General features: G+C 47.2%; 11 protein-coding genes and 1 pseudogene. 1 reads left to right on the top strand and 11 read right to left on the bottom strand.

All coding sequences use genetic code 11. The features are described 5' to 3' along the window. Positions 1-6: 6 nt before the first annotated feature. From ACTHPG_RS17265 to ACTHPG_RS17245, 5 genes and pseudogenes are all read right to left on the bottom strand, one after another. Positions 7-1,659: a LytS/YhcK type 5TM receptor domain-containing protein gene (locus tag ACTHPG_RS17265; RefSeq protein WP_440390834.1), complete on the bottom strand. Its 1,653-nt coding sequence runs from the start codon at positions 1,657-1,659 to the stop codon at positions 7-9. A gap of 931 nt (positions 1,660-2,590) precedes the next feature. Beyond that, positions 2,591-2,878 carry a stage VI sporulation protein F gene (locus ACTHPG_RS17260; RefSeq protein WP_278299015.1) on the bottom strand — a complete coding sequence of 96 codons (288 nt, stop codon included), beginning with the start codon at positions 2,876-2,878 and terminating at the stop codon, positions 2,591-2,593. A 113-nt stretch (positions 2,879-2,991) separates the two neighbouring features. Further along, entirely contained in the window at positions 2,992-5,037 is a 2,046-nt protein-coding gene (recG, locus tag ACTHPG_RS17255; protein WP_440390725.1) for an ATP-dependent DNA helicase RecG, read from the bottom strand. A gap of 10 nt (positions 5,038-5,047) precedes the next feature. Then, positions 5,048-5,911, bottom strand: a complete 864-nt coding sequence (locus tag ACTHPG_RS17250; protein ID WP_440390724.1) for a DegV family protein — start codon at positions 5,909-5,911, stop codon at positions 5,048-5,050. 76 nt (positions 5,912-5,987) lie between these two features. Then, a pseudogene (locus tag ACTHPG_RS17245) lies at positions 5,988-7,798 on the bottom strand (DAK2 domain-containing protein). A gap of 636 nt (positions 7,799-8,434) precedes the next feature. On the opposite strand from ACTHPG_RS17245, the gene rpmB reads away from it, so the two are divergent. Continuing rightward, complete coding sequence (gene rpmB, locus ACTHPG_RS17240; RefSeq protein WP_017687459.1) at positions 8,435-8,623, top strand: 50S ribosomal protein L28; 189 nt, start codon at positions 8,435-8,437, stop codon at positions 8,621-8,623. Between the two features lie 193 nt (positions 8,624-8,816). Here the strand turns inward: rpmB and spoVM are convergent, their stop codons facing one another. The 6 genes from spoVM to ACTHPG_RS17210 form a co-directional block, all read right to left on the bottom strand. Beyond that, on the bottom strand, positions 8,817-8,897 hold the full coding sequence (gene spoVM, locus ACTHPG_RS17235; protein ID WP_019424875.1) for a stage V sporulation protein SpoVM: 81 nt from the start codon (positions 8,895-8,897) through the stop codon (positions 8,817-8,819). 166 nt (positions 8,898-9,063) lie between these two features. Beyond that, positions 9,064-9,315, bottom strand: a complete 252-nt coding sequence (locus ACTHPG_RS17230) for a hypothetical protein (RefSeq protein WP_105410212.1) — start codon at positions 9,313-9,315, stop codon at positions 9,064-9,066. A gap of 3 nt (positions 9,316-9,318) precedes the next feature. Continuing rightward, on the bottom strand, positions 9,319-9,978 hold the full coding sequence (gene rpe, locus ACTHPG_RS17225) for a ribulose-phosphate 3-epimerase (protein WP_433745189.1): 660 nt from the start codon (positions 9,976-9,978) through the stop codon (positions 9,319-9,321). 1 nt (position 9,979) lies between these two features. Next, complete coding sequence (gene rsgA, locus ACTHPG_RS17220) at positions 9,980-10,888, bottom strand: ribosome small subunit-dependent GTPase A (protein WP_440390723.1); 909 nt, start codon at positions 10,886-10,888, stop codon at positions 9,980-9,982. 61 nt (positions 10,889-10,949) lie between these two features. Beyond that, entirely contained in the window at positions 10,950-13,160 is a 2,211-nt protein-coding gene (pknB, locus tag ACTHPG_RS17215) for a Stk1 family PASTA domain-containing Ser/Thr kinase (RefSeq protein ID WP_440390722.1), read from the bottom strand. Then, positions 13,157-13,933, bottom strand: coding sequence for a Stp1/IreP family PP2C-type Ser/Thr phosphatase (locus ACTHPG_RS17210; RefSeq protein ID WP_440390721.1), 777 nt, complete (start codon positions 13,931-13,933; stop codon positions 13,157-13,159). Before ACTHPG_RS17210 ends, pknB begins: the two co-directional genes overlap by 4 nt. Between the last annotated feature and the right edge of the window lie 4 nt (positions 13,934-13,937).

The following is a 13,937-nucleotide window of genomic DNA, read 5'->3' as shown; positions in this document are numbered from 1 at the left end:
CCATCATCACCTTGTTACGACATCTCCTTTGGGCACATCAAATAAAATATCGGTTCCTTGTTCCAGTCTTGTAATGGTTACACCGTGACCGTAAATAAGCTTGACCCGGCGATGCACATTATACAGCCCGATCTGGTTACCAGGCATACGGTCATGATATACGCGTTCAATAATATCTGCACTAATACCTGCGCCTGTATCACTGACACTGATTCGTACAAACTCCGGATAATCCTGTACCCGAATTCGAACAGTCCCTGGTCCTTTCACCTTGAGAATGCCATGAATAATTGCATTTTCGACGAGCGGCTGAATGACAAGGCTCGGAATATGCACCGCGACCTCATCAATCTCATAGATTACATTCAACCGGCTGCCAAAGCGGGCTTTCTCAATCTCTACATAATTACGGACCTGCTCCAGTTCCTTATGAATATCAATTAACTCATCCGACAGCTCCAGATTGTAACGCATGTACCCCGATAGATTCACAATCAGTTCCCTCGCACGATCCGGTTTGGTTCGAATGGATGAAGCAATCGCATTTAGCGCATTAAACAGAAAATGAGGATGAATGGTAGTCTGCAATGCGCGGAGCTCTGCTTTGTTGGCTGCAGCCTTAATCTCTTCTACCCGTGATACTTCCATCTGTGTCGAGATGATCTGCGACAGACCTACAGCCATCGTTTGCAAAGGATACGTAATTTTGTAGGCTTTGCGATAATAGATTTTGAGCGCACCTGTAATGTCCCCTCGTTCCTTGAGCGGAATGATTAACAGCGAGTGGATATCCGGTGTTTTTTCGTCAATGACATCATTACTGATCGTAATCTCCCCGCTGGAGATCGTCTTCTTGGTCATCTCACTTATAATTTCATTACCAATATGATAGCGTTCCTCACCAAATCCCACATAAGCCAGTACATTCCGAGTATCGGTGATCGCAACCGCATCAGCCTGAATATCCTCTTGAATAATCCGGCAGATCTTGCGCAGAGAATCCTCATCGATGGACCGGAAATACGGTAAGGTCTTGTTCGCAATCTCTAGCGCCAGCTTCGCCTGACGAGCTGCAATCATTTCTTTTTCCCCTTCAACACTCTGCACCAGGAGCACAATCAGACCAATATTGATTTCACCCAGTATCATGGGCAACGCAATCTTCGAAACAATATCGGCACCCAGTGGATCGGGATAGGAAAATAGCAGGATCAGTAACATCGTGAGCGCTTCGCAGATCATCCCAGCACCAATACCGATAATCCATCGCTTGGGCTTGGGCGTGTACTTATGTATATATCCGGAGACCAAACCTGCCAGGATACTTGTGATAAGACACGGTATGGCTGTGACTCCATCCATATCGATCAAATACCGATGCACCCCGGAAACAATCCCCGTAATAATACCCACAGGCGCTCCAAACAAAATACCACCAGATAACACGGCGATGATCCGCACATTCACCAGAGAACCTTCCACATTAATGCCGGTATATGTCCCGAAGATGGCAAAAGCACAGAATAACAAGGTAACTGCAATAGACTCCTGCCATCTTAATTTCCCCTTTTGCAGAATCTGCCTGAACCTCGGCACCCTCGAAAGAAAGAATAAAAATATAATCAGCAGCGCCGCTCGTTCAAATAAACCCAGCAGCATCGTAAACATTTCCAATCGTACTTCCTCCACATCTGTCCAAAATAAAAACATGTCTTATGGATGTAACGCCATTCCGCCACAACATCTATATTAAGCCTGATCCATACAACTCGTATGCAACAGTTTACCGCTCCCCCCGGAGGAAAGCAAAGTACATCCTGTGAAATCAAAAAAAAAAGCACATGTATAGGCCAGCGATCACTTCATATTTCCATATAATCAACAAATCCAGAAATTCCTATGATATAATTAATGACTTGTCATGTTATTCCAATTGTTCAAAATTAATAACAGAAAGGTGTTCATGCATGCTTGCCATTTTACTGCTAGGTTCATTTTTTCTTTTTAGTCTAATATGGCTTACCCTATATGCTGTCTCCAGACGAAGTCAACATCCCGATCGCTCAACAAGGCTTGTCCTAAAACTTATTTTATTTATTTCAATCCTAATCTTACTTGTGCAAGACTACATGCTGAAAGAATTCCCTTCCAATAGCATTATCATTGTAGTTTTAGTCATAACTTTAATATTCATCAGCTCTTTCCAAGATGAAAAGAGTACAACTAAAGAAAATACATAAAATTCCCAATTCGAAACTTAACTAAGACTGTCTTCATCCCAGCTGCTCTCCACCACACAAAAAAAGGGTGTTCCATCATGTCATCTACATGACTAATGGAACACCTCTTCCTAAATTACCAAACAATCAATCATGTAATTTGGTCTTTCTAAAGTACTTTCGTTTACACCACAACGGAGAGGACAGAAATAACCTAAAGAAGCGAAGCGTGCGCCTTTATCCCCGGATTTCACCTTGAAAAGGGTCAATCAGAAAATCTGGGGATAACAGCGCTCGGAAGGTTATTCTGTCATCGTAGTGCCCACGTGTAAACAACTCTATTTTAGCTCACCCAATATTACATGGAATCCCTACCTAAACATCCCCCACAGCTTAATCAGATGAAATGTATTGTTCGGATCAATCTTCTGTGCAAGCACAAACGCAACAAACTGCTCCTCCTGTGCCGCAGAGAAATTTTCATTCATAATGACTGCGGAAGACTTGACCAATCTTCTGACCTTGGCCTTATCCTGCAGATCAGACTTCGTCACGCCATCAATCAATTTCTTGATACGCTCTTTGACAGCCGGATTCTTCATCTTTAATTTGATCCGCTCCACCAGCTGCGGACTAATTCCATATTGTTGATAACCCAAAACGTATAGCACCTCCCAAGTAATGAACTCACTTCTTATTCATATGTCGGGAGGGCTTGTACACTTGTCTTTTTTTACTAAGGTCAACCGAAAAACAGCTGTCAAGGGAAGCTTTAATCAATCAGATCGCCTTTGAATACTTGCTGTTGCTGCAGGAAATCACGCAGAGCTGCATAGTCCACAGACGTCCAGAAATTCGCTTCCGAAATCAACCGGGATACATCATCTCGTGCTTGTTCCAGCACAGCAAAATCGGCAACCATGTCGGCAAGACGGAACTCGGGCAATCCGCTTTGTTTTGTACCAAAAAAATCACCCGGACCCCGAAGATCCAGGTCCCGACGAGATACCTCGAATCCATCCTCCGTTTCCGTCATGACCTTCATGCGTTCCTGCCCGACCTCTGTCTTGGGATCAGCAATCAGTACACAATAGGATGCATGGGCACCACGACCAACCCGACCACGAAGCTGATGCAGCTGGGACAGACCGAAACGATCCGCATCCATAATGACCATTAACGTTGCATTCGGCACATCGACCCCTACCTCCACAACGGTGGTGGAGACGAGCAGCTGAATATCATTGCTATAGAAGTCACGCATCATCTCTTCTTTCTCCGCAGCCGTCATTCGTCCATGCAGCAGTCCTACACGATATTTCGGAAAGTTCTGCTGCATCTGCACGTGCAGATCTATCGCATTCTGCACATCCAGCTTCTCCGACTCTTCAATGAGTGGACAGATCAGATAGGCCTGACGTCCCTGATCCACTTCTCTGGAAATGAACCCGAGCACCCGCTCCATCATATCGTGCTTGACCCAATAGGTAGAGATCGGAATCCGTCCTTTCGGACGCTCTGAGATCGTGGATACCTCAATATCCCCAAAAGCCGTGATGGCGAGTGTCCGTGGAATGGGCGTAGCCGTCATCGTTAATACATCCGGATTATATCCCTTGCGTCGTAAAACGCTGCGCTGATTCACCCCGAAGCGATGCTGCTCGTCCGTCACCACAAGGCCCAGATCCCGGAAGAAAACATCTTCCTGAATCAGGGCGTGTGTACCCACTACAATATCAATCATGCCCATTTGCAACGATGCGATCAGATCTTTACGTTTACGCCCATTTACACTGCCTGTTAACAGCCCTACGGTTACCCCAAACGGTTCAAACAGCTTTTGCAGTGAACGCATATGCTGCTCCGCCAGAATTTCCGTAGGCACCATCAGAGCCCCTTGAAAACCGGAGCGAACAGTCGTATATAGCGCAATCGCCGCAATAACCGTTTTCCCCGATCCGACATCACCCTGCAATAACCGATTCATCGCATAGGGTGAACGCATATCATGCAGGATCTCGAGCTCCACCTTTTTCTGAGCGTCTGTCAATTCAAAAGGTAGACTGCGTACAAACTCACGAATCGTTGTATTGTCCGTGGTGTGTACCACGCCATCCATGCGATTCCGGTTTAATGCACGATACGCCTGCATCTTCAACTGGAACAGAAACAGCTCTTCATACACCATTCGCTGTCTGGCCTGCTGACCTTCCCGGTTGTCCTGTGGACGATGAATCCCCGCAATCGCCTGTTTGCGTGGCATTAAGCTGTATTTCTTCATCAACGACTGGGGAAGAATCTCGGGAATCATGTCACCGAACTGAATCAATCCCTGATTTATCGTTTTCCGCATCCATTGCTGCGTCAACTTGCCTGTTACTGAATATACAGGTTGCAGTGTGCCTGAACGCCCATCGCCTTTATCGGGGAACTCCGAGTCAGTCACGGTCATCTGCATACGTTTTTGTTCCCATTTTCCCGTAATCACAATCTCCCGATTGGGAGTAAGCTGTTCTTTGAGGAAATGGCGATTAAACCACGTTGCTGTGATCATCCACTCTTCCGTCATGATCTTACAGGTAAGACGCGACTTTTTACCGTAACGTTGTAATACAGGAATACCCATCACCTGTCCCTGGACCGTTATCTTGTCCCCATCCTTCACTTCACTAAGGGAACGCAGACGATAATCCTCGTAACGGAACGGGTAGTATTCCAGCAGGTCTTTAACAGTAGAGATGCCAAAGGCGTGAAGCTCTCCCTCTTTGAGAGCACTCACGCCGTTAATTTGCTTAACTGATATTTCTTCCAATTTCATGTCTAATCCCTCATTCCGGAACAGGCCACATAAAGATCGCAATGACACCAGGTCCAACATGACTGCCGATGACGGCCCCAATATTGGTATAGACCACTTCATTCAGTGTAAAATGACCACGCAGCTGCTCTGCGCAAGCGATTGCTGATCCCGGGTCAGCGGTATGACCTACCGCCAGGTTAACCCGTTTGCCTACAAGATCCTTCTGGAACAGCTCAATAATGCGTGCCATTGCTTTTTTATGACCTCTGACTTTCTCAACTGCGTAGATCACGCCTTCTTCATCAATAGACAGGATCGGCTTAATATTAAGCAACGTTCCCAAGATGGCTGAAGCTTTGCCAATCCGACCGCCCTTTTGCAGATACTCCAGAGTATCCACGAGAAAGAACAATTTGCGAGATTGTTGCATCCCTTCAATGGCAGCAGCGATTTCGACTGCTGGCTTGCCTTGTTCGGCAAGTTCAGCAGCCTGTACCACCATTAAACCGTATCCATACGATGCTGACTTTGAATCCAGCACGGTGATGTCACCCTCACGCTCCAGCAGAGACTTGCCAAGCATGGCCGATTGATAGGTACCACTCATGCCAGATGACAGGTGAATCGATACAATCGGTCGATCCGGGTTCTCATCAAGCAGTGCTTGATATACATTCATGAAATCGGTTGGAGAAGGCTGTGAAGTTGTAGGCAGCACAGATACCCTCTTCAATTTTTCGTAGAATTGTTCCGAAGTCAGATCAACGCCATCTGCATAGGTCTCTTCGCCGAACAGAACACGTAGCGGAACAATGTGAATTCCGTATTTGCGAATGATTTCTTCAGGAATATCCGCCGTACTGTCTGTTACTATCGCAACCTTGTGGCTCATGATTCTCCCCCTCTTCGCTAGAGTGCTATTAATACATGTTCGAAAAGTCAACGAGAGACTTTTCGAACAACCTTTATTAGGACTCTACGGAGAACAAATAATAGTACACTGGCTGTCCTCCACGATGTACCTCTACCTCAGCATCAGGATACTGTACTTCAAGCCATGCAGCGAGGGCAGCAGTAACCTCAGGATCAGCTTCGTCCCCTTCAAGAACCGTCACCACTTCATCTCCACTCTCCATCATCTGCTTGAGCAGACCTTCACATGCTTGAAGCATGCTTTCATCCGTCGCTACAATTTTGGAGTTATGAATACCGATATAGTGTCCTGCCTTGATATCCAATTCATCATATTGCGTATCACGAACCGCGTGAGTCACTTGACCGGACTGCACCCGGCTGATGGCCTCCACCATTTGGTCACGGTTCGTTTCCGCAGATTCATCTTCCTGGAAAGCAAAAGCAGCAGCCATTCCCTGTGGAATGGTCTTGCTAGGAATAACCGTAATTCGGCGCTCATCTTCAAGCAGTTCACGTGCCTGCTCCGCAGCCAGTACAATATTCGAGTTATTCGGGAGTATGAATACTTGCTCTGCAGAAATGGAACGTACAGCTTTTACAAAATCCTCAGTACTCGGATTCATCGTCTGTCCACCGGACAGAACAACATCCACGCCAAGACTTTGGAAAATCTCTGCAATACCGTCTCCGAAGATACCGCAATAAAACCATAAGGCGCCATCTCATCTGCAGGAAGCACAGCCTCTTCCATACTGCGCGCTGCCTCAGGTGGAATCTCTGCAAACAATTCAGGGGATGGAGCAATGTCCATGCCTGCTGTCAGGAGATCGCGATGCTGCTCACGCATATTGAGAATGTGAATCTGTGTTATCTCACCATAGTGCAGTGCCAGATTCAATACATCACCTGGTGTCTTGGAATGGACATGAACTTTGATGACTTCATCATCGGCAATGATAATGATCGAATCTCCATTAACTGACAACGCTTTCCGGAATGCTTCATCATCAAATGCCATACCTGCGTTCTCTCCAAGCTCGCGGTTAATGAAAAATTCCATATCATACAGGAATTCGATATCTTCCGTTTCCAATCTCGCCTGAGCAGACAGTGGCATCTCCGGTGCAATCACCTGCTGCTGTGCAGGCTTCTTGATATCCACTTCTGCGGGTGCAGCCGGTTTCAAAGCAGATGCTGCCACGGATGGGGTTACTTCTTTGTTCAGCGAAGTACGATTCGCACCGTCACTTTGCAGCAATACTTCCATAAAGCCCTCGTAGATATATACAAGCCCCTGACCACCTGAATCCACAACACCCACCTGTTTCAGTACAGGAAGCAATTCCGGAGTCATTGCCAGTGCTTCTTTTGCTTTTAACAAAACTTCATTCATTAATTCAGTAATATCATTCGTCCGTCTTGCGTAGTAATTGGCATGTTTCGCCGCTTCCTTGGCTACGGTAAGAATGGTCCCTTCAACGGGTTTTACGACTGCCTTGTAAGCTGCGTCAACACCGTTCTGCAGGGCTGCTGCAAATTGGAGCGTATTCAGTTCCTCATAGGGAGCAGCTGAACGACTAAATCCACGGAACAATTGCGACAGAATAACTCCTGAATTCCCCCGTGCGCCCATAAGCAGGCCTTTCGATAGAATACCGGCAGCTTCTCCGATGGAGGCAGAACTTTTTCTTTTAATCTCTGCAACTCCTGCACTCATTGTCAAATTCATGTTCGTTCCCGTGTCACCATCCGGCACAGGGAAAACATTCAGGGAATTGACGTGCTCTGCATGCTGTCCAAGTTGTTCCGCTCCGGCAAGTACCATTGCGGTGAAATCTGTTCCATTTAAAGAACGTATACTCAAGTGAGAATTCCCCTTCCTAGCTTGATACACGAACACCTTGCACCAAGATGTGTCTGGTCTGTTCATGCGCTAACGCGGACTGCGTTATTCTTCGTCCATACCTTGTCCGGCACAGGCATACAATACAACTTGTCAGCCGGATTAACGGTCTGGGCGGCCGGGCTACCAATATCCTGCACTCTCTGCACCCCTAACTTCGGGGCATACGGATATGCACCGGTATCAAGAGCCGGCATGAATGCCGCATGGAGACTGGTGCCAATGATGGAATGCCGCAGCTCACAGCGTTGCCAAAAAGCAGACCACCGACCTCTAAGTACGGTATATTCTCCGACTTCCTCACGGCAACAGCCTGTTCACCACTGTATTATGGACTACTCAACATTGTACTATATTAGACAGGAGAAATAAATAAAGTTTTTGGATCAGTTGACGAAGCTTTTTTGATTATGATATTATATTCAAGTATTGTTTTATGCAGGTTAAGTAATGGAAATGATCCGGTTATGCCGGCTTAAACAACGCCATTAGCTACTGAAGCCTGATCTTTAAGATCAGGAAGAACAATTTAGTCCTTATGGAATGACTTTTCGTTTCTGAAGGCAACTGGTTATTTTAGGATAGGAGGTGTAATCTATGTCTCGCAAATGTTATGTGACAGGTAAGAAACCGGGCACCGGTAACCACGTATCCCACGCTAACAACCGTAACCGTCGTACTTGGGGCGTAAACGTTCAGAAGGTCCGCATTCTCGTTGACGGCAAACCAAAACGTGTATACGTAAGCACCCGTGCACTGAAAGCCGGTAAAGTGACTCGCGTATAATCACGCAAAGCTACTATAAATCGGGTAAGCAAAAAGCACCTTGTTCCTTGCAGGTGCTTTTTTGGTATTCAAAAAGGGATTCTTGAATACGCTCATTAACATGTGAATGGCCGCCGCATGGCGCTGCGCAGGTAAGAATCTCAGATAAGCCTGAGCCAAAGCGGCGGTATTCCCTGTTACCTTATCAATCGGATCAGTTCTTTTGAAACGTATTAAGAATCGCCTTTACAAACCCTCCCAAAAACTTCGGCAGTTTGAATGTGTAAAATTTCATAATTCACCCTCCCCATCATGCTCATGCGTCCGCCGTATCCTATGCTTCAGGCCTTCTTTACCTTAACACGACAAAAAAGGCTACATGAGAAACCTGCTCATGTAACCATATTTATGCGGAACCATCCATCCCTATTCCACAATGACAAGCCCGAAAATCAGGTCATTTACGTTTGGGTAGGAATATATTGATAGGCAGCGATCATGAAAACACTCATTAAATAATACAGTATGCCGAAGATAACAAAAGTAACCCGATGTCCCGTACGATCAAATTTGCGGAAATACATAATAACAACGCCTACCCCGATTAATGACGTAATGGCATTATACGGGGATTGAATAACCGCAAACAGAGCAAGCACAAGTCCCGTCACCAGACTCGCAGCCATCGTCCACAGTGTCTCCTTAAGGGTCATAGATCAGCCTCCGTAGCTACTGCGAATTTCCGTTATCGCGGCAGCTCGATCCTCACGGCCAAATACGGCACTCCCAGCAACGAGCACATCCGCTCCAGCTTCCACCACAAGCGGGGCTGTATCGGCTGCAATTCCGCCATCTACTTCGATATGTACATCATGGCGTCCCTTTTCGTTCAACCAGGTACGAATCTGCTTGATTTTGTTCATGGTACCCGAGATGAAAGCCTGTCCGCCAAAACCAGGATTCACTGTCATAACAAGAACCATGTCCACATCATCCAGAACTTCAAGAATGGCAGACGCCGGCGTTCCCGGATTAAGGGCAACTCCTGCTTTCACTCCCTGTTCCTTGATCAGGTGAATGACCCGGTGCAGATGCACACACGCCTCAGCATGAACGGTAATTACCGCTGCACCCGCTTTGGCAAATTCCTCAACATAACGCTCCGGATTCTCAATCATCAAGTGCACATCGAGCGGCAAGCTTGTATGTGGAGCGATGGCCTTCACAATGGCAGGTCCAAGCGTAATATTAGGGACGAAATGACCGTCCATAACGTCAACATGAATCCAGTCTCCTCCTGCAGCTTGGGCTTCTGCAACTTCCGCACCAAGTCGGGCAAAATCTGCTGATAATATCGATGGGGCAATTTTAATCATGTTAATACCTCCGCTTCTTATCTTTCATTTCAGTCAGGAATAGCACATAGTGTTCATATCGGCTTTCGGAGATGAGACCTTCCTCCTTGGCCGCAAGCACACGGCAACCTGGTTCATGGGTATGGGTACAGCCTCGGAACTTGCACTGATCTGCAAACTGGGCGAATTCCCGGAAACACGTGGAGAGTTCCTCCACGCCGATCTCCAGAAAGTCCAATTGGCTGAATCCCGGCGTATCTGCAACAAACCCGCCATTATCCAACGGGATAAGTTCTACGTGCCTGGTGGTGTGTTTTCCTCGTCCAAGACGCATGCTGATCGCACTCGTTTCCAGCGTAAGGCCAGGCATCAATGCATTTAACATGGACGACTTGCCTACACCGGATTGACCTGAGAATACGCTAATCTTGCCAGCGAGACGTTCTCTGAGCAGTTCACTGCCTTCGCCGGTACGTGAACTTGTGGAGATCACTTCATAACCAACCTGTTCATACAATGCTTTGACTTCGGCAACCGTGTCTTTGGCTGGATCAGCCAAATCCTGTTTGGTCAGAACAATCAGAGCATCCAGACCAGCCTGCTCGATGTGAACAAGGAACTTGTCCAACAGATTCAGGTTCATATCCGGTTCTTTCACCGAGAACAACAGAACAGCCAAACTTACGTTGGCTACCGGAGGACGGATGAGTTCAGTCTCACGCTTCCGGATTTCATCTACCGTTCCTTCTCCGTTCTCAGTCAACATGTAGCTGACACGGTCACCTACAAGCGGTGATGTTCCCCGTTTTCTGAAGATACCTCTGGCTCGACATTGAACGGCGGAACCTTCAACCGAAGGAACCCCGTTGTCTTCCACTGGCATGACATAATAGTAACCGCTTAGCGCTTTAACGATGATACCTTCTGGCATAGCTCCGTCGCCCTCCTTTTGATGATGGTACATTTAATCCAGACGCCAGCATAAGCCGCCCTTATGGACGGCTTGATGCGTTAATGACTTCCTTCTTCTTCTCTTTTTCCTTGCCGTGTCCTTTACCATTATTCATGGCAGAAGTGTCTTCATCTTCGCTGTCACCTTCACCGTCTGCCGGTGTGGACTCAGGATCGCCTTCCTGATTGGGGTCAACACTGCCCTCATCTACGCTGCCTTGCCCTGGGTCAGGCTCATTTTCTGGCGGCGTCTGCGTGTTTTGTTCCGGGTCAATGGAAGGTACATTCACTGTTCCGTTTTTGGCTTCACTGTAGGAGACAAGATACGTATCCAGGAACTGTCCATCCCGATATACGGACACAGCCCCATTCTCATTTGGTGCCAGCACAAGCGGAATGGTCAAAGTCTGGGTTGAGTTCACGGTACGTGTTCCCCATTCCTGATTCTTGCCGCGTGCATCTTCATATGTGATACGGATTTTACTGTTTTTACCCTCTTCTTTGGGTGATACATTGATATTAAAAGGATATTTCAGCGCTTCAGGCGGATACCCTGTACTGATAAAGATTGTAATCTTATCGCCAGGACTAACCTCTGTGCCCGCTTCCACAGGCCACTGCTGCGTCACTTTGCCCTGGTCCACCGTATAACTTGATTCTTCCTGCACCTGAGCAAGCTCAAGTCCGGCAGATTTCAGTTTTTCTTCGGCTTCACTGCGGGTAAGATTTTTCAGGTCAGGCATTTTGACCGTCTCCGTACCTTTACTTACGATTAACTCAATCTGAACTATAGCAGGATCGAATTCCTCATTGACACCCGGTGTCTGGGAAATAACAGAACCTGAAGCCACTTCATTGGAGTACTCTTCTTTCCGCTGAATCTGATCTTCCTTGATGCCAAGCGCAGTCAGCTTCTTGACAGCCTCATCATAAGTCTCCTGTTTGACATCAATCATCTTCACCAGTTCTTTTTCAGCACCAACACTGATCTGGACCTCAGAACCTTCTTTGACGACATCGCCTTCTTTTCTGCTCTGGTCATAGACAATTCCAGGTTCGACGCCTTCCTGATAGAGACGAATAACCTCATCACTGACGACGAGTCCCTTCTCCTCAAGCATCTCACGAGCCTTTTCTTCCGTCTGTGTGATTACGTTAGGAACGGTAACTTCAGGCACAACCAGCATACCCTTGACATACCATACAACGCCCACCATGGCGATTAGAATAAGAACAGTTAATGAAATGAGTAGTGCTGGTTTCTTCCAGTTCTTGGATTTCGTTTTACCCTTGCCTGTTTCTTCGTCAGACTCCATCACCGGCACCGCACCCGTCGACGTAACTCCTCGCGGTTCAGGCTTGATGGCAGGCATAACACGAGTCTGGTCGATATCATCCTCGTCAGGAAAATCAATCTTTGTTTCATTACGTCTCTCCGGCATCAGGCAGGTTTCCAGATCGGTCTGCATTTCCTTGGCCGATTGATAACGTTCCTGCGGATTTTTACGCATGGATTTCAAGATGACATTCTCAACACTTTGCGGAATCAAGGGATTGAATTTGCGTGGTTCGTCGAACTCTTCTTGCAAATGCTTCAATGCCACACTGATTGGGCTTTCACCCAGAAACGGAAGTTGCCCCGTAAGCATTTGATAGAGTACGATCCCAAGAGAATATAAGTCCGATTTTTCACCAGTAACGATGCCTTTGGCATGCTCCGGTGAGAAGTAATGTACAGAACCGACTACAGAACCCGTCTGCGTAATCGTTGTAGATGTAACGGCACGGGCAATCCCGAAATCCGTTACTTTCACACGGCCATTCCGGCCAATTAATATATTATGGGGTTTGATATCCCGATGAATGATTTGATTATGATGTGCGTGATCAAGAGCATCTGCAATCTGTGAAGCAATTCGCACCGATTCGTCCACCTGCAGAGGCGCACGTTCTTTAATAATTTCATTCAGGTTCTTGCCTTCCACGTACTCCATGACAATATAATGAACGTCATCTTCCTGCCCCACGTCATAAATGCTGACTACATTCGGATGAGACAGCGATGCTGCCGATTGTGCTTCCCTGCGGAAACGGCGAATAAACTCTTCGTCATGCACAAACTGTTGTCTAAGGACTTTAATCGCTACATTCCGGTTTAACAGAAGATCCTGTGCTTTGTACACAAGAGCCATGCCGCCACCGCCGACACGCTCAATCACTTCATAGCGTCCGCCTAGCTGGTGCCCAATCATGACTCACACCCCGTTTCCGTATCCACGGAACCATCCCTCTGCAACTCGAACAATGCAACCGTGATGTTGTCGTCTCCCCCGGCAAGTAAAGCCAACTGGAGCAGTCGGTCTGCGCGATCTTCCAATGCCAGTTCCAGATTGCCGGCAACCTGAATAATCTGCTCATTGCTGACCAGGTTACTGAGACCATCACTGCACAGGAGTAGAACTTCGCCTTCCTCCAGCTTGACGGTGTCCAGGTCCACCTTCACCTCGGCATCTGTTCCAAGCGCACGAGTTAGTACGTTGCGACGTGGATGATGGGACACATCCTCTTTGCTAATCTGACCATTTTTGAACAATTCATTCACCAGTGTATGGTCTTCGGTTAGCTGAACTACAGCTTTGTTCGCAATTTTGTAGGCTCTGCTATCACCGATGTGCCCAATAACACCTTCCGTATCGTTCAACAATGCCGCAACCACCGTTGTGCCCATATTATGATACTTGTCATCTGTGGATGCCGTGCGGAAGATAACTTCGTTGGCATGCAAAATTGCATCGCTAAGAGCTGCAGACAGAGACGCATGCGACAGACCTGGTTCCAGTGTTCCCAAATCTTGTACCAGCGTCTCCACTGCCAAGCGGCTTGCCGTATCCCCTGCAAGATGTCCGCCCATGCCATCGGCAACAATACCCAGAATATATCCTGTCTCGAGATTACGAATCCAGGCTGAATCCTCATTCACCGAACGCACTCGTCCGATATGGCTCACATGAACTGTTTTGATCAAAACG

This window comes from Paenibacillus sp. SAF-068 (assembly GCF_051967555.1).
GTDB lineage: Bacteria > Bacillota > Bacilli > Paenibacillales > Paenibacillaceae > Paenibacillus.
The sequence above is the reverse complement of the archived record's forward strand: the minus strand, read 5'-3'. Positions and strand labels throughout refer to the sequence as shown.

What these genes read in the sequence shown, in the direction of transcription:
- recG (WP_440390725.1), bottom strand. Translation starts at nt 5,037, where the DNA reads ATGAAATTGGAAGAAATATCAGTTAAGCAAATTAACGGCGTGAGTGCT.
- spoVM (WP_019424875.1), bottom strand. Translation starts at nt 8,897, where the DNA reads ATGAAATTTTACACATTCAAACTGCCGAAGTTTTTGGGAGGGTTTGTA.
- ACTHPG_RS17265 (WP_440390834.1), bottom strand. Translation starts at nt 1,659, where the DNA reads ATGCTGCTGGGTTTATTTGAACGAGCGGCGCTGCTGATTATATTTTTA.
- rpmB (WP_017687459.1), top strand. Translation starts at nt 8,435, where the DNA reads ATGTCTCGCAAATGTTATGTGACAGGTAAGAAACCGGGCACCGGTAAC.
- pknB (WP_440390722.1), bottom strand. Translation starts at nt 13,160, where the DNA reads ATGATTGGGCACCAGCTAGGCGGACGCTATGAAGTGATTGAGCGTGTC.
- ACTHPG_RS17250 (WP_440390724.1), bottom strand. Translation starts at nt 5,911, where the DNA reads ATGAGCCACAAGGTTGCGATAGTAACAGACAGTACGGCGGATATTCCT.
- ACTHPG_RS17230 (WP_105410212.1), bottom strand. Translation starts at nt 9,315, where the DNA reads ATGACCCTTAAGGAGACACTGTGGACGATGGCTGCGAGTCTGGTGACG.
- rpe (WP_433745189.1), bottom strand. Translation starts at nt 9,978, where the DNA reads ATGATTAAAATTGCCCCATCGATATTATCAGCAGATTTTGCCCGACTT.
- rsgA (WP_440390723.1), bottom strand. Translation starts at nt 10,888, where the DNA reads ATGCCAGAAGGTATCATCGTTAAAGCGCTAAGCGGTTACTATTATGTC.